We start from the raw sequence: 22,294 nt of genomic DNA, 5'->3' as shown, positions 1-22,294 counted from the left end.
TAATGAAAATATAAAATTGATTAAAATTATAGAACGGAATCGTCATGCTTACAATCGCACATAGGTGTGCCGAAAATTCGGCATGTAATTGCTGGATTTTCGGCAAGAGGGGGGATGACATTGCTAGCAGTTTCGACACAAGAAGTCATTGAAGCGATTTTGGGCAGTATTGATGAGGCTATACACGCTGTAGATGAAAATGGAATTACAATATTTTATAATTCTGTAGCTGCAAAACACGATGGATCGAAGATTGAAAAAGTGTTAGGGAAACATCTGTTAGAAGCGTTCCCGTCTTTATCAAGGGAAACGAGTACATTGATGAAAGTACTAGATACAAAAAAACCTATCGTACATCAGGTACAACATTATCAAAATTTAAATGGTGAAGATGTTTGTACAGTAAATACGACGTTACCTATTTTTATAGATGGGAATATTGCTGGGGCTGTTGAAATTGCAAAGGATTACTCTACAATTCAAAAGCTTACTGACACAATTGTTGACTTACAGTCGAAAATAAAGCGATCATCTAGAAAAAAAGTGATTAAAAAGCACGCTGCATTTGAGACGATAGTGACAAATGATACGCGGTTTAAACAGACGAAAGAGTTAGCACAAAAAGTAGCACCAACAGACGCGAATGTTTTAATATATGGTGAAACAGGAACAGGAAAAGAACTGTTCGTACAAGCAATTCATGAAGCTTCTAAAAGAAAAAACAAGCCATTTATTGCACAAAACTGTGCAGCTTTACCAGAGTCGCTATTAGAAAGTTTATTGTTTGGAACGACAAAAGGAAGCTATACGGGAGCGATTGAAAGAGCTGGGCTATTTGAACTTGTTGATGGTGGTACATTATTTTTAGATGAACTGAATTCAATGCCTCTTGATTTGCAGGCAAAAATGTTACGAGTGTTAGAAGATGGAGTCATTAGAAGAATTGGTGATAATAAGACGAGAAAAGTAGATGTTCGTGTTATTACCGCGATGAACCAGCCTCCAGAAATATGTTTACGAGAGAATAAAATTCGCACTGATTTATATTATCGCTTAAACGTATTTTCATTATATATCCCACCGCTTCGTGAAAGGACTGAGGATGTACTATTATTAGCATCTTATTTTTTGAAAGAATATAATAAAAGTTATAAAAAAGGTGTACTTCAAATTGATGAGGAAGCGAAAGATAGACTGCAAGCTTATCAGTGGCCTGGAAATGTACGGGAGTTAAAACATACGATTGAACATGCTGTTATTATTGCAGAAGGGAATACATTAACAGCCAATTGTTTACCACGTACATTTCGGAAAGAGAAGTTTTCGAAGAAGAAGGGTATAATGCCACTTAGAGAAGCACTTCATCAAACAGAAAAAGAATTAATAGATCAAGCGTTGATTGAAACGGAAGGGAATATATTACAAGCCGCAAAAATGTTGGGTATCCCTCGTCAAACGCTTCAATATAAACTGAGCAAGTACGACAAAACCGCCGAATAATCGGCGGTTTTTGTGTGTTTGCACCAATAAAAGAGCGTTTACATATATAAAAAGTAATGAATATGATGTTAAGTATTGATTTCATACAACGCTTAAAAATATTTTTTCGCTTATGTAATAGGGTTCTCCGCACATTTACTTATCAACAATGTAAAGTTGGCATAACTATTGCTTATATAAAGGATGAGCGTATAAAAAGGGGGAATAGCAATGTTACATGATGTATACAAACCAAATCGTCACTGGAAGGATATCGAATTATGGAAAGATGTTACTGAAGAGCAATGGAATGATTGGGTTTGGCAATTAACGAATACGATCAAAACGTTAGATGACTTAAGAAAAGTAATTAACTTAACACCTGAAGAAGAAGAGGGCGTTAAAATTTCAACGAAAACGATCCCGTTAAACATTACACCGTACTATGCTTGGCTAATGAATCCTGATGATCCACGCTGTCCGATTCGGATGCAATCAGTACCGATTTCGGAAGAGTTATATAAAACAAAATATGATTTAGAAGACCCACTTCACGAAGACGAAGATTCACCAGTTCCAGGGCTAACACATCGTTATCCGGACCGTGTACTATTCTTAGTAACAAATCAATGTTCTATGTATTGTCGTTACTGTACACGTCGTCGTTTTAGTGGACAAATTGGAATGGGTGTACCGAAGAAACAATTAGATGATGCAATTGCTTATATTCGTGAAACGCCACAAGTACGAGATGTATTAATCTCCGGTGGTGACGGACTTCTAATTAACGATAAAATTTTAGAATATGTATTAAAAAATTTACGAGAGATTCCGCATGTTGAGATTATTCGTATCGGAACGAGAGCACCAGTAGTATTCCCACAACGTATTACAGAAAACTTATGTAACATTATTAAAAAATACCATCCAGTATGGTTAAATACACATTTCAATACATCTATTGAAATTACTGAAGAATCGAAAAAGGCATGTGAAATGTTAGCGAATGCTGGTGTTCCAGTCGGAAACCAAGCAGTAATTTTAGCTGGTATTAACGACAGCGTTCCAATTATGAAAAAACTTATGCATGACTTAGTAAAAATCCGTGTACGTCCATACTACATTTATCAATGTGACTTATCTGAAGGTATCGGTCACTTCCGTGCACCAGTATCTAAAGGTCTTGAAATTATTGAAGGTTTACGTGGACACACATCTGGTTATGCTGTTCCGACATTCGTTGTTGATGCGCCAGGCGGAGGCGGTAAAATTGCACTTCAACCAAACTATTTAATCTCACAAAGTGCAGATAAAGTTGTACTTCGTAACTTTGAAGGTGTTATTACGACGTATCCAGAGCCAGAGAGCTATATTCCAGGAAGAGCGGAAGGATACTTTAAAGAGATTTATCCGAACTACGAAGAAAAACGTTCAGATGTTGGTATCGCAGGTCTTATGAGCGATAAGAAATTTAACCTCGTTCCAGACGACTTACAGCGTATGAACCGTCGTAAAGACTACGAAGATAATGATACTCATGCATCTTTAAAAGATAAACGTGATAAGCGCGATCAATTAAAAGATAAAAAATATCAAGCACAAATGGCTAAGTTAGAAGAAAACGACAAAAAAACTGAGGGTGATGCAGTATGAATTGTATGTGGTGTGACAGTACAGAAGCGAAAGAAAGCTTGAATACTGTATATTGGGAATTACCAGATGGTACGAAAGCCATTGAAATCCAAGAGACACCATGTATTTCTTGTTCCTCGTGCGGGATGGACTATCAATCAGACCATACAGTAAAAGAAATTGAAGATCAATTATTCTTAATTTACACGAAAGATTTACCAAAACAACTAACATATGAAGAATTAATGGGAAGACCGCGTCTATTAAAAAGAAATTATTTCGACTTTTAACCAGCTTTTATGCTGGTTTTTTTCTTTTTTGCCTTGTATAATGTACCCAAGTTAGAAAGGTAGGGAATATTTTTGAAAAAGACATTTTACCATTATATGATGAAGCATCGTGCAGCTTTATTTAGAAATGAAATTTCAGATTTAGCAGAGGCGATGTATGATGATTTAAGTTTTCCGAAGCAATCTGAAGACTATGATGAAATTAGTTCATACTTAGAGTTGAGCGGAATGCTAGAAAGTATGTCTATATTTGATGAAGCCTGGGATTTATACATACAAGATAGATAAAAACTATTTGAAAACATACAGAATACATTACTTTATTTAAAGTGAAGTATTCTGTATGTTTTTTTATTATGAAATTTGTTGATTTAAAGCTAGTCTAGTTACTAGCTTTTGTTTGAGTGTAATGTAAATTTTATAAGATTATAATTTTTATTGAAAAAATTTATGAATATAAGCTTCTGTGATAAGCGTTTTTATGTAGGTTGCATATACTGATATCAAAATCACGACGTCAAAAAAAGGAGAGATAGAGATGGCAAGAAAAAAACAACCTAAATACAACGTAGGGGACATAGTCGTGATTACGCTATATGGAACCGTTGGGAAAATCACAAATATGAAGGTTTTAGATGGAGTTTATGTATACGAAGTCAATAATCACGATGGATTTTACGTAGAGCAAACATTGCAGCACGTTACAGAGCAAGATATGAAAAAGGGCGATACGGAGTGGATTGAATTAAATTATAATTTCACGTTTGGTGATCTTGTGCAAGTAACTGGATATGATAAAGATGTTTTCCGTATTGTTGGTTTTCGTACAGAAGTATGGAGATATAAGAATGACGCATGGGAAGATACAATTTATGAATTGTCACGGATTACGGATGGTGAATGGTTAGAAGCGGATGAATCAGATTTAACGTTACTCGCCAATGCTCAAACGGCAAATGCAATTTTGAAGAAAATGAAACAAGATAAAGCCGGTATGAATAAATTAGATTTAGGAAAGTTAAAGTCAATTAACAACTCGAAAAAAGTGAGTGTTAAGACGAATCGTCAAGAAATCATTGATGGATTACTTGATATTTATAACGATTATCAATTATTGTTCGATACATTTAAAGATGAAGAATATAAAATTGTAATGGATGTTGTTCATAATTATTTAGTTAAATTGACAGAGAAAAAATAGTTAACTAGAAAGAGAGAATAAATTGAACAACAACATATGCAGTATAAGGTATGCCTACAACTATTAAAAAAATAAAAAGCCACTTTATAAGAGAGTCTGCCCATTGATCTTCATGCATGAACTCTTCTTTTGTTTGTCCTACTTCATATTGATTTTCCATTATTATTTCCCCCTTTGAATAGCTTGTACTACAATCGTATGCATCTCGTCCAAAGCTTATGACCTATAAAAAATAAAATCTATTTTTCTAATCTCATATACATAATTTTGAGATTTTTTCATAAAACAGAAATAAAGGAGTGATGCTCATGAAGGAAATTGAAGTCGTGATTGATACGGAAGAGATTGCGGAGTTTTTTTATGAGCAACTAATTGAAAGAGGGTACGTCCCAAAACGAGAAGAAATTGAAGATCTCGCAGATATTACATTTGAGTATTTATTAGAGAAATGCATGATTGATGAAGTTTTTGATGAAGAGGATGAATGAAAGTAACGACGGGCATAACTCGTCGTTTTTTACTCTTTACAAACCTGTCACAAATATAGTCAATAATTATTGGTATAATGAAAAGGAAATTTTACTCAAGAGGTGAAGGAATGTTCAAAAAAATTATTGATTCTTTATTAGGAAAGAAAAAATATCGTTCGTATTCAAGTAGTGATTATCGTCGTAGAGGGCGCTCGTATTCAAGTAGCGATTATAAACGACGTTCATCTGGTTATGGACATCAACATTATAAAAGAAAACGTAAAAGCCGTAGCTTCTTTTCAAGTAGCTGATGAAATGGCGTCGTGTACTAGCATTATTTGATAGACCACTGCGAAAAAATACAATTGTTGCAGAGCGTTATAAAATTGAATCAGTAATTGGAATGGGCAGTTATGGGGTTACATATGTCGTTAATGATTTACAAATAAATAGATATAAAGTCTTAAAACAATTAAGACAAAGTAAACAAAGATATGAGTCTGGTAGAAAATCATTTGAACAAGAGAAAATGATTTTACAAACATTAAATCATCATGCAATTCCTAGTCTATATGATCATTTCCTATGGGAGAAAAAGAGCTTCTTTGTGATGGAGTACATGCCTGGTAAAAATTTTGAAGATTATATTTTCATAGATGGGTATGTATATACAGAACGTGAAGTTTTTGAGATTTTATATGAAATATTAGAAATTGTATCGGTGTTTCATAGTGAAGGCATTATTCATCGAGATTTACGCATTCCAAACATACTAATGAAAGAAAATCAAATTAGTATTATCGATTTTGGATTGGCTAAATGGAAAGGTGAAGATGATGAGCGAGCTACAACTTACGAAGGTGAACAAGCTTTGATGCGAGAAGTTCACTTTCGTAGCGACTTTTATGCGCTCGGTCATTTCTCATTATTTTTATTATATGCAGGATATGAATCTAATGAAAAACAGGAAAAACCATGGTACGAAGAATTAACTTTGGAACATTATAATCGTGAAATGCTTATGCGAATGTTACAAATAAAAACGCCGTACTATGAGAATGTACAAGATTTAAAACAAGATGTAGCTTCTGCTTTAGAAAGGATGGAGACTCCATGTTTCAAAAGTTTTTAGCAAGCGTTGGTATTGGAAGTGCAAAGGTAGATACTGTTCTTGAAAAAGATGAGTATATTGTTGGGGAAGAAATAGTTGGAAAGGTTCATATAACTGGAGGTTCAGTTAGCCAACAAATTGAAAGCATTTACTTAACATTATCGACGTCGTATGTACGAGAAGTGGATGATAAAAAAGTAACAGCAACATATGATTTAGAGCGAGTACGCTTAACAGAACCTTTTTCTGTAGAACCGAATGAAAAAGTTGAAATTCCATTTTCTTTTCCAATGCCAATTGAAGCACCACTTACACTTGGTATGAAAACGGTTTGGATTCATACAGGTCTTGATATTAAACATAGTATAGACCCAAGTGACCGCGACTACGTTCAAGTGTTACCTAATGCATTATTAAGTAGTGTTTTAGATAGTGTAAATGAATTAGGGTTTAAAGCACGTCATATAGAATGTGAAGAATTACCGCATCGATTACGTAAGCAAGTTCCATTCGCACAAGAATTTGAGTTTATTCCGGTTTCTGGAGAGCATTATGGGAAATTAGATGAATTAGAATTATTAATCTTGCCACGTGCATACGACCGACTAGAAATTATTATGGAAGTAGATAGAAAATCCCGTGGTTTAGCTGGATTATTCGCTGAGGCGCTTGATCTTGATGAGAAGGTGATTCGTTTTACCGTAACAAGAGAAGATATCCCTGAGATGAAGCAAAAAATTAATAATTATATTTTTTAATAAACTATGCATAAAAAAGAAATGGAGAGGAAAACTAAAACAACCGCTCCATTTTTTTGCATAGTGAGGTTATGTATGTGAAACGATATCGACATTTATACTTGCTAAGTTTTACGTTACTCATTTGTTTTGTCGTATTATCACTTTCGTATCATACCGCTTGTATTGAGAACTTTGACAATATAGTCGCACATTTTATTCAAAGCTTTCGAAACGATTATTTGACGACCTATTTTACTTGGGTGTCTTTTATCGGTTCCAAAAGAATATATTTTCCATTACTCATTATTCTTGTAATGTATTTTCTCGTTAGAAAAAAGTTGCTTAGTGCGTTACTTCTAACAATTAATTACTACGGATCTCGTTATTTAAACAGTATGCTTAAACTATGGTACGAACGAGCAAGACCTGATGTTACGCAGCTTGTTACTGCAACTGGATATAGTTTTCCGAGCGGTCATACGATGAATGCTACTGCTTTTTTAGGATTTATTGCATACGTCACAATTACTGAAGAGCGTATTTCGTTGCATAAAAAATTGTTAATTATTCTTATAGCAAGCTTTGTTGTATTATCTATTTCAGTTAGCCGAATATATCTTGGCGTGCACTATCCATCTGACATATTAGCAGGATGGGCAGCTGGCGGTAGCTGGCTCGTTTTATGTGTTATATTCCATAAAACGTTCATAAAAAAAGAACCTATGTCATAATAGGTTCTTTTTTCATTGGCTCAACATGAATGTGTGCATGGTAAATTCCAAATTTTTTGCGCAGCATAGCTTCGATGTTGTCGGTAATACAGTGACTTTCTCCAACATCCATGCGAGCATCTACTTCAATTGTAATATCAACGTACGTTTGATTCCCATACATACGTGCTCGAATATCTACAATGTTTTCCACACCGCCAATATGCTCAATAGCATCAGCGTATTCTTCCATTTTATCAGGATCAATTCCATCTGTTAGCATATGAGAAGATTCTACGAAAATCTCCCATGCAGTTTTACAAATAATAAGACCGACAATTAAAGCGGCAATAGGGTCTAAAATAGGCATTTGGAACTGAGAACCGACAATACCTACTACGGTACCAATGCTTACGAGTGCATCTGATAAATTATCCTTTGCAGCGGCTTCTAATGATTTACTTTTTGTTCGTGCTGCAATTTTTTTCGTATACAAATACACGCAGTACATAACGACAGCAGAAAATAAAGCAACCCATGCAGCGAGTACATTAGGCGCTGCTTGTTTCGGATTTAAGAAAGATTGAATGGCACTAATAACAACTTCTAATCCGACTGTTGCCATAATGAAGGACGCAACAAGTGATGCGATTTGTTCGGCACGCGAATGCCCATACGGATGATCTGGGTCACGAGGTTTACGAGATATTTTTAGACCAATTAATATCGCTAAAGAAGCACCGATATCCGTTAAGTTATTTAAACCGTCAGCGCGTAATGCGCTAGAGAGGGTAATATAACTGATGATGATTTTCATAGAGGATAAAAATATGTAGGCCATAATGCTGACAATAGCACCTTTATCAGCTTCTTTATGAGAAAGAGTATCCATTTTAATCACTCACCTTTCTTTAAAGGAATTTCTTTCTATAAATAGAGTATCAAACGAAAGTCGTGTGGGTCTATACAAACATTGTTGACGTTTTATAGCTTTTTAAGAAGGGGATAACAAAGTTTCGTAAAGGAAAAATATGTTGAAAAGTACAAAGTCAAGGTGTGAACCTAATTGGAGTTTATTTACTAAAGAGATAGGAGGGTAGATGGATGAGGAAACGAATACTTTTCTTACTACGTATTATTCTTATCATGACAAGGTGTAATTCATTAAACGATGAAAAAATTCAAAAGATAATTGTGAAAATAGATGAAAACCCTCTGAAAAATATTTTCCAGAGGGCTTTCATTTTAGTATGCTTCTAAAAACTCAGTAACTTGCTCTTCTGTTTTTGCATTAGCACTATGTAAGTGGCCTAGCTTCTCACCGTTTTGGTATACAAGTAAACTTGGAATACCCATTACTTGATACTCTTCAGCGATACTTGGAAACTCATCTTTATTGATAGAGTACCATTCAAATTTATTGAACTCTTCCATTACATCTCCGATAAAGTTGTCCATACGTACGCAATCTGGGCACCATGTAGTAAAGAACTTAACAACTACAGGCTCCTCGCTTGCGATGATGTCTTTGAATTCCTTGTCAGATTTGATTTCTCTCATGTTTTGTTGCTCCTTTTTCACTTGTAATATTTTAGTTTTTTTAGGCGGTGTTTCTGGTTAGAAACGAAAAATTTTCTTTCCGAATAATTCTTTTGCCAATTGATCCACCACAGTCTTTTGAAATCCTGATATAACTTGCGAGTAGGTGTTCGGCGTGATACCTACTTGTATGTTCTAATCGTTCACTTACCATCTTTGGATGAATATGCCTTAGATTATGGAAACGAATATCAGGAACCTCACTTTTCTTTATAAGCTTTTTCTAGAGCTGTGTCAAACTTCTGAAATTACATGGGTTATCGTTATAAGGTGGGCATACCAAAATATATTAGTATTATTTTTATAAGACAATATAATAAAAGAGAAACAAGGTAAGGGACAGTGTGGCGTTTTAACAGATAGCTGTGTAATTGAATAGGATAAAAGTAATTATTTAATGTTGGGATAGGTTATAAATGGAGAACCAATTAAAAGAAATATTTGGTGCATTGATAGCAGCTATAGGTACAATAACTTCCGCTATTGGAAGTACACCATTCTATTTTATAAGTAGTAATGTAAGGGAGGATCTGAATGTATATGGAAACACATTACAAGCAGTTGGTAACGCTTTAGAAGCTGATGGTCAGGGCGAAATATCTCTTGAAAAAATTGGGAACGAAATACAATCAACGGGTAATGTAACTGTAATATCAGGATTGGTTATTGATTTTAAAGATGAAACTAAAATTAAATTAGTGATTGCTGGAAATTGGATACAGGCTTTAGGAGGACTTACAGCATTAGCAGATGAATTTGAAGATGCTTCAGATAAAGATGAAACTTTTAATATTGTAGGAAATTTATTACAAGCTATAGGGAATTCCTTGCAGGCAATTGGAGGAGTTTACGAGCTGAAAAGTATTAGAGGAGAGCAGCATGATAGTAAAGAAGATCTAGTAAGTGATACAGGGGAAAATTTAGACAATCAAGTAAATAGTGACCCGGATAAAAAGAAAGAAGGTCAATCAATAGATATCATAGGAAGTTGGATCCAAGCTGTAGGTTCTGTATTTTCATTAATTGGACAAATACGTGAAGAAAGTGAGGAGTTAGAAGGGGATGATAAATAGACTAGTTTTAAAAGAACCTCATATAGTGCGCATATTTAATGGTAAGAAACTTTTTTATTGAATTCTAAGTTTAAAATTATATGATGCAGTAGGTAAAATGGGTTTAAGGAGTATTATTAGTTTAATAAAAAAGAGCTGTTAGTAAAAACTAAAAGATTTCATAAAAACTGGTAATAGAAACTGCTTTTTAGAAAATAACTTATACTTATTAATAATGGAATAGTAAATTTAAATTGAGAGAATGAAAGAGAGCTCCTATGGAAAGAGGCTCTTTAATTAATAAATTATTGTAATGGAACCAACGCTAAAATCAAATTAATTCCGCTATTTGCGGGCAGTAAGATCCCTACCTCAAAATTAAGCGCAAGCAAAGAAGTTAGGTGGGGATCAGGCTGCCCGTAAACGCCCAATTGGTGAGGACTGATTAAAGTTTCACTTTATTAATACATTTTAGTGTTATCACTATATTTTTGAAAAGACATATGAATAACCTTGCTTTTTGAAGAATGATTTCTATATAAAAACCATAAGCTATTTTGTAAGAAAAGAAAATAGCTTATAATTTATTTAATGCTCATTAAGAGTGCCTTTTGTATATGTTTGCAACCTCGGATGTGACTGCTTTTTTATTGAACATAATGACCGTTTAAATAGAAGGTTAATAGTGCGGAAGACATTAGAAGAATTAGAAAAATGTTATTAAATGAAGGAGTAGAATATGTAGCTGTTCAGATTAGAATGGATGGATTTTCTAGTGATGAAGTAATTGTTAACGACAAATATAACATATATTCGAAACTAGCATATTACAAGGAAACGTACAATGAGGATTTAGAACATAGATGGAATCCAGGAGTTCGTATTTTAGGATTTGCATATGGTTATTCGTTCTCAGGAATTATACATGAATTAGGATTATTAATTTAGTAGTGATGAAACTTATGGTGAATATTTCAATAGATACCATTATCCAACTGGTGTCTTTTTTAATGTTAAGGAATAAAAAAGAGAGCTTAAGCCCTCTTTTTTATAACTATCTAACTATTATGCACAAATTGGAATTCCTAATGCTATTAAAGTCAATGCTACTTGAAGAGAAAGTTCTAATCTAGCAATTTCGATTCCAGCAACTGAAACGACTAAAAGAGGTTGTCCATTAACGAACAAAACACAACTTTCCATGCTTACACCTCCTTTCTAGTAATCTAATATAGTATATGGATTAAACTTAAAAAGCGTAATAGTTAAATGTATGAATTTAATATAATTAATAAATTAAACTATTATATTTAATAAATTAAAATTAACCTAACAGCTGCTTTTTTGTCACTTTATAAGAAGGGTCAGAATATATTAGAAGTATAAAAATTATAGGAGTGATAGATATGTTCTTTGCAAAGTTGCGTGGTAGAAATGAAGTTCCACCAGTAGAAACAGATGCTCGAGGAGAGAGTTTCTTTAAATTAAGTCGGGACGAGCTTAGCCTAAGGTTCAAGTTAGATTTATTCAATATAGAGGATGTAGTAGCTGCCCATCTGCATCTTGGATTAAAAGGAACGAACGGCCCTGTTGTAGCCTTTTTATTTGGACCGATAACAAATCCAGTTTCAATAGAGTGCGCAACTCTTACGGGAATGATTACTCAAGAAGATTTGGTTGGACCGTTAGCGGGTCAAACATTAGGCACTCTTGTAAATGAGATTATATCTGGAAACATATATATTAATGTTCATACAGTACAACATCCTAATGGTGAAATTCGTGGACAACTAAATTATTGCTAATGAATAATGGTAGTAGGAACATTTAGCGAGAAACAAAAAGCATCCGTTGAGGGTGCTTTTATTTGGAGAATGATATTTATATTAAAAATGTTTAAACTTAATAAAAGCTAGTGAATTAGCTTTCAGCACTCACTGAAATATAGAATCATAACATACTTTGTAATAAATTATACGGAAGTGAGTTGAAAATCATGTTTTATTCATATTTTAATTCTGAAACTGGTATGCGACCAGCGTATGGTACATCTATAACGTATAGTGGAGCACAAAGTACAGTCCAAGCTATTCAACAAGCATTGCAAATGCAACAACAAATGCAAATGCAGCAGCAAGGTGTACAACCGTATTATTCATCCGTAGAGTATTTTTACCCAGTACATCATGTTACACCGTACGGAAGTTCTTTTCTTACTATTCCATATGGAACTGTATACAACTTATAACTAATAAGGAATGAAGTGGTGTATATAAATAAGGGTGCAGGTTAATAGCGCCCTTATGAATAATAAAATAGCTAGTCCAAACCTTATAAATCAATCTTACATAATATGTAGTAATAAGTTTGAAAGGGGAATTAGTATGTCTTGTTATTACTACTGTAAGTATTGTAAGGAGTATAAAAAGAAGCATCATGATTGTTGTAAGAACACTTGTAAGTGCCATGATAACAAGGACAATCTTGTTAGAGCATCGGCGTTTAGAGCTAGAAATACTGTGAATCAAAATGTTCCTGCTAATACTTTTGTGAAAGTGTTATTTCAAAATGAACAATTTGATTTAGCGAATGAGTATAATCCAGCAACATCTATTTTTATGCCGAAGACTAAAGGTGTATATTCTATTATTGGAACGATTGGTTTCTTTCCAAACGATCCAACTTTAAATTATAGAGCGCGTGTAGAAATTCGTGTGAATGGAAACGCAGCGATAGCTATAGATAATGACTTTTTTGGTCCAATAAGTTTTGGAAATGTCGTAAGTGTTTCGACGATTGTTCAATTGAATGCAGGGGATGAAGTTGAGATTTATGCACAAAGTAGTATAGATGGAGTTTTAAGTCCTTTAGAAGATGGTGCACATTTTGAAGCAGCAAGATTTCCTTCGCCAATTAAATAAAGTCATTAAACAATGAGTTTGCAGAAGCTTAAAGGTAAACCCTCACCGAAATGGTGAGGGTTTTTTAATCTATTAAAAATAGTAACAGGTCGTCCAAGCTATTCTAATCTATATAGCATACTATGTAAAAATAAGTGTAAAGGGGGACTCACTATGTCTTATTATTACTGTAAGTATTGTAAAGATTACAAAAAGGAAAGTCATGATTGTTATAGGAAAAGTAGTAAATGTGATAGGAAGTATGTAAAGGTGAAGTGTTGTGATGATAAGAAAGAGGAGCTTGTAAGGGCATCGGCATTTAGAGCTGTGAATACAGTTAATCAACCTGTTCTAGCAAATACTCCTGTTAAAGTATTATTTCAAAATGAACAATTTGATCTAGCGAATGAATATAATCCAGTAACGTCGATTTTTACTCCGAAAACTAGAGGGGTATATAGTGTATTAGGAAATATAACATTTTCTCCAAATGATTTTAATGTAAATTACAGAGCTAGAGTAGAAATTCGTGTAAATGGCAATCCGGCAATAGCGATAGATAATGATTTCTTTGGAACAGGAGTATTTTTTAATAATGATGTTTCCGTAACTACTATTCTTCAATTAGAAGCAGGAGATTTAGTTGAAGTTTTTGCAGAAAGTAGTATTGCTGGCGTAATTGTACAAAATGTTAATGGTGTAAATACGGTTCACTTTGAAGCGGCAAGATTTCCTTCTCCAACTAAATAAAACTGATTATTAAATGTTTTTTAGTAGGTTTAGTTAATCCCCTTACCAAATGGTGGGGGATTATTATTGTTTTTCTAAAATATATAAGTAAATAGGTAAAACGTAGTTTAATTTGTAGGGGCTTCAACCTTCTTCAGATAATAAACAGAATAATAAGTAACATGCTTGTAAAAACACATTGTTAGTAAGTTTACTAGTTTTCTTATAGAACAAGAAAGACGGAATACATAAAAGATCGTATCATTATGTTTTTTCTTTACTATATAGAAATTATATATTGAACATAGATTTGTGTAGGGAATGCTAATACACTGAAAAGAATAGCATAAAGGCGATTACACTATATAAAAACAAAATCAATCCTAAGATGAGTAGTATTGGATGCAACTTGAACATATTTGACCTCCTTGAGTATATAAAGAATTTTAATATATTGTTGGTCAATTTAGAAGGGGGACGGTTACATAAAAAAAGAGCATACATAAAAAGTACGCTCCAAAGAAAGATAGGTTTTATGAGTGGATAATCTCCATACGATAATATATGTTCTTTTCATAAAAACGTGTAAAAAATCAATGAATTATCAATGGAATATCATAACATGAGTAATTTTAGTCTAGGAATGCAGTTATTTTCTTTCTCGGTTATTTTAGGTAATAAAGTTGTGAAAATCGTGCATTATGCGGACTAACAACGGGATAGCGATCGTACTTCCGTTACATATTTCTTAAAGTCTGGGTATTGCGTGATAGTTTGACATTTAGGGGTGCATAGTTGATTAATTATAGACACATTTGTAATTACTTCGTTACAAGGACCGAAAAATGTAATTTTTAGCTTTGAATTTGGTGGGATTTTGAACACGATAGGTTTTTTTTCCATGAAATCAGCTCCTAATATTGAGTATTATTAATTTAATGGATATAGAGTCGTATTAGTATAATATGAAATTTCAGTGGATTTGCTTATAATAAAGAATTTTATAGTAGTAAAAGTGCTTAAAGATGTAAAGGGGAAATTGAGAATGGGAAATAAAATGTTTAATTAATATAATCAATAAATACGCAAATGGTTAATATAACTAATGCATTTTTTTGTTTGTTACATATTATGTTAGTAAGAATGGTATAAGGAGGTAGTATAAAATAGTGGAAGAAAATGTACAAGCTCAGCTTTCGCCACCGTGGATCACATATTTTAATGAATTAAAAAATTCAATAGGTGCTGATCCAACTGTTACAGTTGGGCCGCTTATTCCTGTTGGTGGTAATTATATTATTTTAGTGCATGCGTTAAGCAACGAAAAAGCGAGAGCATTAGCAACGCTTTTAAAATCTTTTGTACAATTTGGGAATGTAAGTGTGACAGTTATTGTAACGAATAATGAGAATGAAATTGTAAATCCATTTCCTTGTCCACTAGATGCATTTGAAATAGCTCATTTATTTCAAGTAGCACTAGAAAATAATCCTTATTTTGAACAAGTTGTGGTACAGCCTCAGTTCCCTGGCGGACCGAATGTTGTTTTTCCGGTTTTCGCTGCGGAAGTCATTCAGTTTTTCAATGACGATATTTCTAACTTATGTCAAACGTTTACAGGTGTTGCGGCCAATGTGTTTCGTGATGTAATGAATGATGAGGTTTGTGGTATCCCAATTCTATTTTCCACAAGTTGTGTTATGAGCAGTGAAAACTCACAATTACAAAATACAGATTTAGCACCAAAGTTGTTTTATTAAACTGTAAAAAGACATTTTCAGTAATAGAAAATGTCTTTTTTATGCACCAATAGTGTTCAGGTTGGAAAATTGCAATTTAATAGGAGTAAACTTCAATTAATTAAAATTTTTCTAAATCTCAAATTTCATGTAGAGGTAGTAATTTTGACTTAAGAATATATAGAAAATGAGGGATGAAATTTTTTAGTTGAAAGGAAATCGATACTGAAAGTTATAATTTAATAATACAGGAGATTTTTTTTAATATCTGTAAAAATGATTGATAGGACGAGATTACATAATAAATGAATAGTAGGGTATATTTCGAATGTTTATGTGGCATACATGTTAAAGTTGATAGAAATATTTCTGAAAGAGAATATATTTTGAAAAACAGTAAAGATTCTTTTTATTTATATTATAGATAGCTAGTTTTAGAGGGAGGAAGCTTACAATAAAACAAGCTATGAATAAGACATTCAAAAGGAGCTGGAATGTATGGGGTATATTGTAGATATTTCAAAATGGAATGGAACTATTAATTGGGATATTGCAGCATCTCAGCTAGATTTAGTGATTGCTAGAGTTCAAGACGGCTCTAATACGGTGGATTTTATGTATCAAAATTATGTTAGTGAAATGAAAAAGCATAGTATCCCATTCGGTAATTATGCTTTTTGCCGTTTTATATCTATTGCTGATGCAAAGAAAGAGGCACAAGATTTTTGGAATCGTGGTGATCAATCTGCTAAGTTTTGGGTAGCAGACATAGAAGTTCAAACGATGGTAGATATGCAAGGCGGGACACAGGCATTTATTGATGAATTACGCCGTTTAGGTGCGGAAAAAGTAGGATTATACGTAGGGCATCACACGTATTTATCATTTGGAGCATGTAATATTGAAGCTGATTTCGTATGGATCCCTCGTTATGGAGGGAATAAGCCAGCATATCCATGCGATATGTGGCAATATACGGATTCAGGGAATGTTCCTGGGATTGGGAAATGTGATCTGAATCGATTAGTAGGAAATAAGTCACTTTCTTGGTTTATAGATTCCAACAAAGCAAATCAATCTAACATAGTGTATACACAGCAACCGAATGGCATTGGTATTGCAGTTTCGAAATATCCTGATGGATACGGAATAAATTTATATGAAACTCCCATGACCCCTCAATTTACAGGTGCACTCACTCAGAAAATTCCATATTTAATCTTAACAGGTTATTGGGGAGGCGGTGAGCAAGATATGATTTGTTTAGGGAACGATAAGCAGTGGGCATATTTAAAACATTTTAATGTGAAATGGTTTTATGCAACTTCGAAATATCCTGTCGGTTACGGAGTAAATTATTATGAAGAGCCTGAATGTATGAATTATAAAGGGAATATAGATGGATCGACATCTTTTCGAGTGTGGGGTAGAGTGGGAAATGCGGTAGATATCGGGCAGAATAGTTGGATACCTGAAAAACATGTAATTATTAAGTAACTATAGCGGCAGTATTGTTTTTAAGGAGTATGTAAAGAGTCTTCTTACTATACATAATAGTAAGAAGACTCTTTACGTTTAAAAATGAAAATACATGATATATAGTCTACTCATATGAAATGAATTACATGTAGAAAACACACTGTTTTCACAATGACTGTGTATAGTTAATTTGCATAATGATAAAAGTGAGGTATTTGAATTGAAAAAGAAAAAAATATTTATTGGAACAATTATTTCATGCGTGATGCTAGCATTATCTGCATGTGGTTCCTCAGACAACGTAGTAACATCAAAAGTAGGGAATGTTACAGAGAAAGAATTAAGTAAAGAATTACGACAACAATATGGAGAAAGTACTTTATATCAAATGATGTTAAGTAAGACATTGTTAGATAAATATAAAGTTTCAGATGAGGAAGCAAAAAAGAAAGTAGAAGAAGCAAAAGATAAAATGGGTGAGAACTTTAAATCGACTTTAGAACAACTTGGATTGAAAAATGAAGATGAATTAAAAGAAAAAATGAAGCCAGAAATTGCATTTGAGAAAGCGATTAAAGCAACAGTCACAGAAAAAGATGTGAAAGATAACTATAAACCAGAAATGAAAGTAAGTCATATTTTAGTGAAAGATGAAAAAACGGCTAAAGAAATAAAAGAGAAAGTAAATAATGGTGAAGATTTTGCTGCCTTAGCAAAACAGTATTCAGAGGATACTGATTCAAAGGAACAGGGCGGGGAAATATCTGGTTTTGCTCCTGGGCAAACAGTGAAAGAATTTGAGGAAGCTGCGTATAAATTAGATGCAGGCCAAGTAAGTGATCCGGTTAAAACAACTTACGGTTACCATATTATTAAAGTGACGGATAAAAAAGAATTGAAGCCATTTGATGAAGTAAAGGATAAAATTCGTAAAGATATAGAACAACAAAGACTACAAGATACGACAGGTAAATGGAAACAACAAGTAGTCAATGATTTATTGAAAGATGCTGATATTAAAGTGAATAATAAAGAATTTAAAGATACATTTAAATTTTTAGAAAAGAAATAATGACTGTAATCATAATTAGAAAAGGGAACTCATATAGAGTTCCCTTTTCTAATTAGTGTGTGAGTTATAAATAGATAGTAAGACAATACAATATTACATTTAAATATTAAGAATTACAATGGGAAATTATGGTTTATAATTATTTCAACGAAAGTGGATATTCTACGGTTTTCATTATGCAAGTTTATTACATATATTTACTCTTTAATAATGTATATCGAACATAATTAAAAAAATAATACATATAATGTTTTTGAATAAATATTTAACATGGATAATTAGTAAAAAGCTGAGCATTCGATTGGAAAGGATGTTCTTTTTGTTGTGAAAATTTTAGGATAAAGAATGAATCGTTTTAAACGCATCATTTACCACATCAATAAATTAAGGTGGGGAGAATATATGAAAGTAATCTTTCAAGGAGAGGGCGGAGCGAAAATTTTTGAGTCATATGATGAAAATATAAGTGATTTATTAGTTATATTAAAAGAAACGAAAGGGATTATAATTGGGATGGTTGAGTATAAAGTGTTAAAGTACGAACTTAATTATTTTCGTCATCCGAAAAAAGCGGATACAGAGAGAGAGTTACATATAATAGTACAACCTAAGTATATGTAATAAAATATAATAATAAAAATCACTGATTCAGTTTTGTAAAGTTCCATAGAGTATGTAAGAAAAGAGAGCATTTACAACACTCTCTTTTCTTATGCTTTGTGAGTTCGTTCATCATAGTATATGTTTTCAGTTATAGATGGTTAATAAACGATAAAAATTTAAAACTTTTTCGTTTAGGCAGGGATTTTATATTTGAGTAAATAAATATACTATGAAGTATTTTTTATACGAATATTGGAGGAGTATAAAATGAGTTTAGCAAGTTACATAGGCTGTAATGTAGAAATTCCGTTAACGGATCCAGATTCTAATGATGTAATTGTTTTTGGACCGTGTTTTTCAGATGAAAGTATGCTTGAAATTGTACAAGATTATCAATTCCAAACAAATTACACATATGAGGTTTCAACTAATTGGGGAATTGAACTTGTCGAGTGGCAAAATGTAAAGGAAAAAAAAGAAGCGAAAGAAAAACTTTTAACTTTATGCAAGATTATGGAAAGTTATTTGGAAGATGGAGACTATTTCGAATTATTTAGTTGTTGGGTTGGTGATGAAGATAAGGAACGAGTAGGGGAATTGAACTTAAAAATAAATCATTTTAATATAGATGAATTATGTATTCCAGAAAGAACATTAGTTAGGATAGAAAAATAAGCTTTGAATATTTTTTAGAAAAAGGCGATTTCACTTTGTGTGAAGTCGCCTTTTAGTTTTTATATGCATTTTATATAAGAAATGAAAAGTTTATTTGATAAAGGAAAAAATATGGAGATAAATAAATTTATGTTTTTTGTTAAGAAATAATAAGTATAGCTCTTCTCAAAGGAACGTAAGTTCGTGTATAATAAGAACGAATGTTCTTTTAAGAGGTAACCTAATTATAGTTTAGAAGTAAATTCGAGTTTAGTAAGTATTAAAAATAACTAAGGGATAGCATGAATAAATAAATGTATAAATGATCAAGGAGATAAAAAATGAACGATGTAAAGATACAAAAAGAAGAAAGAGAGTGGGTTCCGTTTACAGTAATGTCCGAACAACTTTTAAATATGAGAAAGATTATTGGAGAGAAATTAAAAGTACAAAAACCGCTTTTAACAAATGAAGCAAAAGAGAGGATTTCTGATAAATTATTAACGTCATTACTGTCTGAGAAAGAAATATTGGTAACATATTTTGAAGATGGTTACATATTAACAAGCTACATGACTGTTGTACATATCAATCCGGTAAAACAAATTGTAATTTGTACAGACGCCTTTTATAAAACTTACGTATTTAACGCTATGGATATTATTGAAATAATGTAAAAGAAGCTGAATATTAAATGGCAGCTTTTTTTATTTCTGATTTATGAGACAAATAATATAAGAAAAAGCAGCTAGCTTTGTGCTAGCTGCTGAGCCCCAGGGAAAGGGAGAAAAAGATAGGGTACTCCAAAATCGATAAGAGCTGTCAAACAGCCTGATTATAGTATAGACAAATTAAAATTTTCTATACAAAAAGTTGAACATAAGATTAGGCTGTACCCACTTGGTTTTGATCTGCAAGGTCAGAATCAAATGTATTGGTCGCGCTAACACCGCTAAAAGTATTAACAACAAAACCAACGTTTGATGCGCCGGAACCATTATAAGCTTTCGTATTTTCTTTCGGAGAAACGTTGTAGAAATCACCTAAGTTAAATGATCCATTACTATTTTGTACAACTAAATTTCCTACAACTGATGGCATAATTTTCACCTGCTTTATAATAAGTTGTTAACATTACTATATGGAGTTATAGTCCAGATGGTTCATATAATAAAAATTGTGGAATAGTAAAACGTTTGGAGCATGGATTTCAATAAAAGTGTGTTAAAATTAATATAATAAAGTTGAGTAATTTTTTTAAAAAAATTTGTATAATTGATATATATGAAAATAAAGGAGGCAAAATGTAATGAAAGATATTATGAAAAAAGTTGATTTAACAGATGCCAAATCAAGTAATCTTGTTGCACTAATTTATAGTAATGAAGTTATATTAGTTGAAGACGCATTTTGTCCAAATGAAATAAAATTAAAGTTTAATGAAATTGCAATTTTATCTGCAATTAAAACAGCTCATATTGCGAAAGTGTCTATTAGGAAAGAACTTGAAGCGCTTTTTCATGATACGGGTGTTATATTAGTGAAACAAAATGTTGATTATGGTAGTAGCCAATCTATTACCATGCATTTTGAGCAATTTAAAAAGTTGCAAGATGAGATTGAACATTTAAATAAAAGTATGTAATAAAGCAGCTAAATAAAGGTTCTATCATAAAGGTGGAATGTGTTGTGTTGAAAAAGTGGTTTAAAAATTATTTGGGTGAATCGCATTGTAAACATAAATATATTTTTATTAAGATGCAGGATAATGAGAATTTTAAAAAAGGTACATTAGGTGTAGTTTATATTTACCAGTGTGAGAAATGTGGAAAAGAGAAGTTGAAATGTAAAAACAATAATGAAATAAACAATGAATTTTTAGATATATAGCAAAAAGTAACCATGATGGTTACTTTTTTGGTTTATGTATACAATATCAAAACCATTACTAAAGTATGAGTTGAGTTGATACTATAGTAAATCGCTGAATAAAAATGAAGAGAGTAAGATATAGGGAAGGAGGATGAGAGAAATGAAGCGAAAAGAAATTAGTAAATCTGTAATTATTACAGGCGTGACACAAGGGTTAGGGCGTGCGATGGTTGATCGATTTCATGAATTAGGGTGGAACATATATGGTTGTGGACGTTCAAAAGATAAAATTGAAGAACTAAAAAAACAGTACAGTAAAATACATGATTTCCAAGTAATTGATGTTTCAGATTCTCAGCAAGTTAACAATTGGGCAAATTATATACTTAATACACATACAGCTCCCGATATGATAATAAATAATGCATCGATTGTAAATCAAAATGCACAACTTTGGAAAATTACGGCTCAAGAATTCGAAAATGTAATGAATGTAAACGTGAATGGTGTAGTAAATGTAATAAGAGCATTTGTTCCAGCGATGGTAGCTAGGAAAGAAGGAATTATCATTAATATGAGTTCTAGTTGGGGGAGAGAAGGTGAGGCTGAGCTTGCGCCATATTGTGCCTCGAAATTTGCTATTGAAGGTATCACTAAATCTATGGCCCTGGAATTACCCCATGGCATGGCTGTAGTTGCTTTAGATCCTGGAGGGAGTATTAGTACTCCAATGCTGAAGTCATGTGCGCCACAATATATAAATGAATCGCCTACACCTGAAACTTGGTCACATAAAGCAATTGAATATATATTGAATATAACAATAGATAAAAATGGAGATTCATTGAAATGCCCAGCATGCATATAAAAAGCACCTTTAAGGTGCTTTTATATTAGTAGCACATTATATCATTCACAAAATTACATCTAAAAAATAAAATAAAAGATTAAGGGTGAGATTT

General features: G+C 32.5%; 30 protein-coding genes and 2 pseudogenes. 25 read left to right on the top strand and 7 right to left on the bottom strand.

Annotated elements, in window-relative coordinates:
* Window positions 1–114 precede the first annotated feature (114 nt).
* From rocR to ACTFSL_RS14865, 5 genes are all read left to right on the top strand, one after another.
* A complete protein-coding gene (gene rocR, locus ACTFSL_RS14885) occupies window positions 115–1,500 on the top strand; it encodes an arginine utilization transcriptional regulator RocR (RefSeq protein ID WP_011110073.1) in 1,386 nt (461 codons plus the stop codon).
* A gap of 210 nt (window positions 1,501–1,710) precedes the next feature.
* Window positions 1,711–3,132: a lysine 2,3-aminomutase gene (gene ablA / locus ACTFSL_RS14880; protein WP_000902142.1), complete on the top strand. Its 1,422-nt coding sequence runs from the start codon at window positions 1,711–1,713 to the stop codon at window positions 3,130–3,132.
* Window positions 3,129–3,401 carry a YokU family protein gene (locus tag ACTFSL_RS14875; RefSeq protein WP_000995763.1) on the top strand — a complete coding sequence of 91 codons (273 nt, stop codon included), beginning with the start codon at window positions 3,129–3,131 and terminating at the stop codon, window positions 3,399–3,401. The genes ablA and ACTFSL_RS14875 overlap by 4 nt, the downstream gene beginning before the upstream one ends.
* Before the next feature lie 72 nt (window positions 3,402–3,473).
* Window positions 3,474–3,689, top strand: coding sequence for a YozE family protein (locus tag ACTFSL_RS14870; RefSeq protein WP_000750717.1), 216 nt, complete (start codon window positions 3,474–3,476; stop codon window positions 3,687–3,689).
* Between the two features lie 250 nt (window positions 3,690–3,939).
* Window positions 3,940–4,602, top strand: coding sequence for a hypothetical protein (locus tag ACTFSL_RS14865; protein ID WP_000101499.1), 663 nt, complete (start codon window positions 3,940–3,942; stop codon window positions 4,600–4,602).
* Window positions 4,603–4,606: 4 nt separating this feature from the next.
* On the opposite strand, the gene ACTFSL_RS14860 is transcribed toward ACTFSL_RS14865, so the two are convergent.
* Window positions 4,607–4,762, bottom strand: a complete 156-nt coding sequence (locus ACTFSL_RS14860) for a DUF3930 family protein (protein WP_000431486.1) — start codon at window positions 4,760–4,762, stop codon at window positions 4,607–4,609.
* A 148-nt stretch (window positions 4,763–4,910) separates the two neighbouring features.
* Here ACTFSL_RS14860 and ACTFSL_RS14855 point away from each other — a divergent pair, with 148 nt between their 5' ends.
* The 5 genes from ACTFSL_RS14855 to ACTFSL_RS14835 all read left to right on the top strand — a co-directional run bounded on the left by ACTFSL_RS14855 (window position 4,911) and on the right by ACTFSL_RS14835 (window position 7,654).
* Window positions 4,911–5,090, top strand: a complete 180-nt coding sequence (locus tag ACTFSL_RS14855) for a YozD family protein (RefSeq protein WP_000658451.1) — start codon at window positions 4,911–4,913, stop codon at window positions 5,088–5,090.
* A 110-nt stretch (window positions 5,091–5,200) separates the two neighbouring features.
* Entirely contained in the window at window positions 5,201–5,383 is a 183-nt protein-coding gene (locus tag ACTFSL_RS14850) for a hypothetical protein (protein WP_000473371.1), read from the top strand.
* Window positions 5,383–6,204, top strand: coding sequence for a serine/threonine protein kinase (locus ACTFSL_RS14845; RefSeq protein WP_000872063.1), 822 nt, complete (start codon window positions 5,383–5,385; stop codon window positions 6,202–6,204). The genes ACTFSL_RS14850 and ACTFSL_RS14845 overlap by 1 nt, the downstream gene beginning before the upstream one ends.
* On the top strand, window positions 6,186–6,941 hold the full coding sequence (locus ACTFSL_RS14840; protein ID WP_000486622.1) for a sporulation protein: 756 nt from the start codon (window positions 6,186–6,188) through the stop codon (window positions 6,939–6,941). The genes ACTFSL_RS14845 and ACTFSL_RS14840 overlap by 19 nt, the downstream gene beginning before the upstream one ends.
* Window positions 6,942–7,018: 77 nt before the next feature.
* Window positions 7,019–7,654, top strand: coding sequence for a phosphatase PAP2 family protein (locus ACTFSL_RS14835; protein ID WP_000833370.1), 636 nt, complete (start codon window positions 7,019–7,021; stop codon window positions 7,652–7,654).
* Here the strand turns inward: ACTFSL_RS14835 and ACTFSL_RS14830 are convergent.
* From ACTFSL_RS14830 to ACTFSL_RS14820, 3 genes and pseudogenes are all read right to left on the bottom strand, one after another.
* On the bottom strand, window positions 7,644–8,525 hold the full coding sequence (locus ACTFSL_RS14830; RefSeq protein ID WP_000380385.1) for a cation diffusion facilitator family transporter: 882 nt from the start codon (window positions 8,523–8,525) through the stop codon (window positions 7,644–7,646). The genes ACTFSL_RS14835 and ACTFSL_RS14830 overlap by 11 nt on opposite strands.
* 353 nt (window positions 8,526–8,878) lie before the next feature.
* Complete coding sequence (locus ACTFSL_RS14825; protein WP_001206934.1) at window positions 8,879–9,193, bottom strand: thioredoxin family protein; 315 nt, start codon at window positions 9,191–9,193, stop codon at window positions 8,879–8,881.
* Between the two features lie 57 nt (window positions 9,194–9,250).
* Window positions 9,251–9,515, bottom strand: a pseudogene (locus ACTFSL_RS14820) (site-specific integrase); the annotation flags it as partial.
* Window positions 9,516–9,648: 133 nt separating this feature from the next.
* Between ACTFSL_RS14820 and ACTFSL_RS14815 the strand changes: the two are divergent.
* Window positions 9,649–10,305 carry a DUF6944 family repetitive protein gene (locus tag ACTFSL_RS14815; RefSeq protein ID WP_017674109.1) on the top strand — a complete coding sequence of 219 codons (657 nt, stop codon included), beginning with the start codon at window positions 9,649–9,651 and terminating at the stop codon, window positions 10,303–10,305.
* A 661-nt stretch (window positions 10,306–10,966) separates the two neighbouring features.
* Window positions 10,967–11,232: pseudogene (locus ACTFSL_RS14810) on the top strand (hypothetical protein).
* 117 nt (window positions 11,233–11,349) lie between these two features.
* Here ACTFSL_RS14810 and ACTFSL_RS14805 read toward each other — a convergent pair.
* On the bottom strand, window positions 11,350–11,487 hold the full coding sequence (locus ACTFSL_RS14805; protein WP_000443219.1) for a DUF3956 family protein: 138 nt from the start codon (window positions 11,485–11,487) through the stop codon (window positions 11,350–11,352).
* 203 nt (window positions 11,488–11,690) lie between these two features.
* Here ACTFSL_RS14805 and ACTFSL_RS14800 point away from each other — a divergent pair, with 203 nt between their 5' ends.
* The 4 genes from ACTFSL_RS14800 to ACTFSL_RS14785 all read left to right on the top strand — a co-directional run bounded on the left by ACTFSL_RS14800 (window position 11,691) and on the right by ACTFSL_RS14785 (window position 13,934).
* Window positions 11,691–12,089, top strand: coding sequence for a CHRD domain-containing protein (locus tag ACTFSL_RS14800; RefSeq protein ID WP_000464546.1), 399 nt, complete (start codon window positions 11,691–11,693; stop codon window positions 12,087–12,089).
* 191 nt (window positions 12,090–12,280) lie between these two features.
* A complete protein-coding gene (locus tag ACTFSL_RS14795) occupies window positions 12,281–12,532 on the top strand; it encodes a DUF3947 family protein (RefSeq protein WP_088338513.1) in 252 nt (83 codons plus the stop codon).
* 136 nt (window positions 12,533–12,668) lie between these two features.
* On the top strand, window positions 12,669–13,205 hold the full coding sequence (locus ACTFSL_RS14790) for a C1q-like domain-containing protein (RefSeq protein WP_002183539.1): 537 nt from the start codon (window positions 12,669–12,671) through the stop codon (window positions 13,203–13,205).
* Window positions 13,206–13,358: 153 nt separating this feature from the next.
* Window positions 13,359–13,934 carry a hypothetical protein gene (locus ACTFSL_RS14785; protein ID WP_000122943.1) on the top strand — a complete coding sequence of 192 codons (576 nt, stop codon included), beginning with the start codon at window positions 13,359–13,361 and terminating at the stop codon, window positions 13,932–13,934.
* A 687-nt stretch (window positions 13,935–14,621) separates the two neighbouring features.
* Here the strand turns inward: ACTFSL_RS14785 and ACTFSL_RS14780 are convergent.
* A complete protein-coding gene (locus ACTFSL_RS14780) occupies window positions 14,622–14,816 on the bottom strand; it encodes a hypothetical protein (protein ID WP_000412555.1) in 195 nt (64 codons plus the stop codon).
* A 266-nt stretch (window positions 14,817–15,082) separates the two neighbouring features.
* Here ACTFSL_RS14780 and ACTFSL_RS14775 point away from each other — a divergent pair, with 266 nt between their 5' ends.
* The 6 genes from ACTFSL_RS14775 to ACTFSL_RS14750 all read left to right on the top strand — a co-directional run bounded on the left by ACTFSL_RS14775 (window position 15,083) and on the right by ACTFSL_RS14750 (window position 20,137).
* Window positions 15,083–15,673 (top strand): hypothetical protein, encoded by a 591-nt coding sequence (locus ACTFSL_RS14775; protein WP_000392281.1) that lies wholly within the window; start codon window positions 15,083–15,085, stop codon window positions 15,671–15,673.
* Window positions 15,674–16,150: 477 nt separating this feature from the next.
* Entirely contained in the window at window positions 16,151–17,149 is a 999-nt protein-coding gene (locus ACTFSL_RS14770; RefSeq protein WP_326264022.1) for a glycoside hydrolase family 25 protein, read from the top strand.
* Between the two features lie 202 nt (window positions 17,150–17,351).
* Window positions 17,352–18,203 carry a peptidylprolyl isomerase PrsA gene (locus ACTFSL_RS14765; RefSeq protein WP_000727355.1) on the top strand — a complete coding sequence of 284 codons (852 nt, stop codon included), beginning with the start codon at window positions 17,352–17,354 and terminating at the stop codon, window positions 18,201–18,203.
* A 402-nt stretch (window positions 18,204–18,605) separates the two neighbouring features.
* Window positions 18,606–18,824 (top strand): hypothetical protein, encoded by a 219-nt coding sequence (locus ACTFSL_RS14760; protein WP_440041928.1) that lies wholly within the window; start codon window positions 18,606–18,608, stop codon window positions 18,822–18,824.
* Window positions 18,825–19,073: 249 nt separating this feature from the next.
* Window positions 19,074–19,481 carry a hypothetical protein gene (locus ACTFSL_RS14755; RefSeq protein WP_000050503.1) on the top strand — a complete coding sequence of 136 codons (408 nt, stop codon included), beginning with the start codon at window positions 19,074–19,076 and terminating at the stop codon, window positions 19,479–19,481.
* 320 nt (window positions 19,482–19,801) lie between these two features.
* Window positions 19,802–20,137: a YolD-like family protein gene (locus ACTFSL_RS14750; RefSeq protein ID WP_002024004.1), complete on the top strand. Its 336-nt coding sequence runs from the start codon at window positions 19,802–19,804 to the stop codon at window positions 20,135–20,137.
* Window positions 20,138–20,345: 208 nt separating this feature from the next.
* Here the strand turns inward: ACTFSL_RS14750 and gerPF are convergent, their stop codons facing one another.
* A complete protein-coding gene (gerPF, locus tag ACTFSL_RS14745) occupies window positions 20,346–20,561 on the bottom strand; it encodes a spore germination protein GerPF (RefSeq protein WP_001141569.1) in 216 nt (71 codons plus the stop codon).
* 208 nt (window positions 20,562–20,769) lie between these two features.
* On the opposite strand from gerPF, the gene ACTFSL_RS14740 reads away from it, so the two are divergent.
* The 3 genes from ACTFSL_RS14740 (at window position 20,770) to ACTFSL_RS14730 (ending at window position 22,200) form a co-directional block, all read left to right on the top strand.
* Window positions 20,770–21,105: a hypothetical protein gene (locus ACTFSL_RS14740; protein WP_000651907.1), complete on the top strand. Its 336-nt coding sequence runs from the start codon at window positions 20,770–20,772 to the stop codon at window positions 21,103–21,105.
* Between the two features lie 44 nt (window positions 21,106–21,149).
* On the top strand, window positions 21,150–21,350 hold the full coding sequence (locus tag ACTFSL_RS14735) for a hypothetical protein (protein WP_000915146.1): 201 nt from the start codon (window positions 21,150–21,152) through the stop codon (window positions 21,348–21,350).
* 142 nt (window positions 21,351–21,492) lie between these two features.
* On the top strand, window positions 21,493–22,200 hold the full coding sequence (locus ACTFSL_RS14730; RefSeq protein WP_440041927.1) for an SDR family oxidoreductase: 708 nt from the start codon (window positions 21,493–21,495) through the stop codon (window positions 22,198–22,200).
* Window positions 22,201–22,294: the final 94 nt, after the last annotated feature.

This window comes from Bacillus cereus group sp. MYBK108-1 (assembly GCF_051917185.1).
Classification (GTDB): Bacteria; Bacillota; Bacilli; order Bacillales; family Bacillaceae_G; genus Bacillus_A; species Bacillus_A cereus.
Note: the sequence above shows the minus strand (reverse complement) of the source record. Positions and strands in the feature narration are given on the sequence as shown.

Coding starts and splice junctions, on each gene's coding strand:
- rocR (WP_011110073.1), top strand. CDS start 115: ATGACATTGCTAGCAGTTTCGACACAAGAAGTCATTGAAGCGATTTTG.
- ablA (WP_000902142.1), top strand. CDS start 1,711: ATGTTACATGATGTATACAAACCAAATCGTCACTGGAAGGATATCGAA.
- ACTFSL_RS14875 (WP_000995763.1), top strand. CDS start 3,129: ATGAATTGTATGTGGTGTGACAGTACAGAAGCGAAAGAAAGCTTGAAT.
- ACTFSL_RS14865 (WP_000101499.1), top strand. CDS start 3,940: ATGGCAAGAAAAAAACAACCTAAATACAACGTAGGGGACATAGTCGTG.
- ACTFSL_RS14860 (WP_000431486.1), bottom strand. CDS start 4,762: ATGGAAAATCAATATGAAGTAGGACAAACAAAAGAAGAGTTCATGCAT.
- ACTFSL_RS14855 (WP_000658451.1), top strand. CDS start 4,911: ATGAAGGAAATTGAAGTCGTGATTGATACGGAAGAGATTGCGGAGTTT.
- ACTFSL_RS14850 (WP_000473371.1), top strand. CDS start 5,201: ATGTTCAAAAAAATTATTGATTCTTTATTAGGAAAGAAAAAATATCGT.
- ACTFSL_RS14845 (WP_000872063.1), top strand. CDS start 5,383: ATGAAATGGCGTCGTGTACTAGCATTATTTGATAGACCACTGCGAAAA.
- ACTFSL_RS14840 (WP_000486622.1), top strand. CDS start 6,186: ATGTTTCAAAAGTTTTTAGCAAGCGTTGGTATTGGAAGTGCAAAGGTA.
- ACTFSL_RS14830 (WP_000380385.1), bottom strand. CDS start 8,525: ATGGATACTCTTTCTCATAAAGAAGCTGATAAAGGTGCTATTGTCAGC.
- ACTFSL_RS14825 (WP_001206934.1), bottom strand. CDS start 9,193: ATGAGAGAAATCAAATCTGACAAGGAATTCAAAGACATCATCGCAAGC.
- ACTFSL_RS14815 (WP_017674109.1), top strand. CDS start 9,649: ATGGAGAACCAATTAAAAGAAATATTTGGTGCATTGATAGCAGCTATA.
- ACTFSL_RS14805 (WP_000443219.1), bottom strand. CDS start 11,487: ATGGAAAGTTGTGTTTTGTTCGTTAATGGACAACCTCTTTTAGTCGTT.
- ACTFSL_RS14800 (WP_000464546.1), top strand. CDS start 11,691: ATGTTCTTTGCAAAGTTGCGTGGTAGAAATGAAGTTCCACCAGTAGAA.
- ACTFSL_RS14795 (WP_088338513.1), top strand. CDS start 12,281: ATGTTTTATTCATATTTTAATTCTGAAACTGGTATGCGACCAGCGTAT.
- ACTFSL_RS14790 (WP_002183539.1), top strand. CDS start 12,669: ATGTCTTGTTATTACTACTGTAAGTATTGTAAGGAGTATAAAAAGAAG.
- ACTFSL_RS14785 (WP_000122943.1), top strand. CDS start 13,359: ATGTCTTATTATTACTGTAAGTATTGTAAAGATTACAAAAAGGAAAGT.
- ACTFSL_RS14780 (WP_000412555.1), bottom strand. CDS start 14,816: ATGGAAAAAAAACCTATCGTGTTCAAAATCCCACCAAATTCAAAGCTA.
- ACTFSL_RS14770 (WP_326264022.1), top strand. CDS start 16,151: ATGGGGTATATTGTAGATATTTCAAAATGGAATGGAACTATTAATTGG.
- ACTFSL_RS14760 (WP_440041928.1), top strand. CDS start 18,606: ATGAAAGTAATCTTTCAAGGAGAGGGCGGAGCGAAAATTTTTGAGTCA.
- ACTFSL_RS14755 (WP_000050503.1), top strand. CDS start 19,074: ATGAGTTTAGCAAGTTACATAGGCTGTAATGTAGAAATTCCGTTAACG.
- ACTFSL_RS14750 (WP_002024004.1), top strand. CDS start 19,802: ATGAACGATGTAAAGATACAAAAAGAAGAAAGAGAGTGGGTTCCGTTT.
- gerPF (WP_001141569.1), bottom strand. CDS start 20,561: ATGCCATCAGTTGTAGGAAATTTAGTTGTACAAAATAGTAATGGATCA.
- ACTFSL_RS14740 (WP_000651907.1), top strand. CDS start 20,770: ATGAAAGATATTATGAAAAAAGTTGATTTAACAGATGCCAAATCAAGT.
- ACTFSL_RS14730 (WP_440041927.1), top strand. CDS start 21,493: ATGAAGCGAAAAGAAATTAGTAAATCTGTAATTATTACAGGCGTGACA.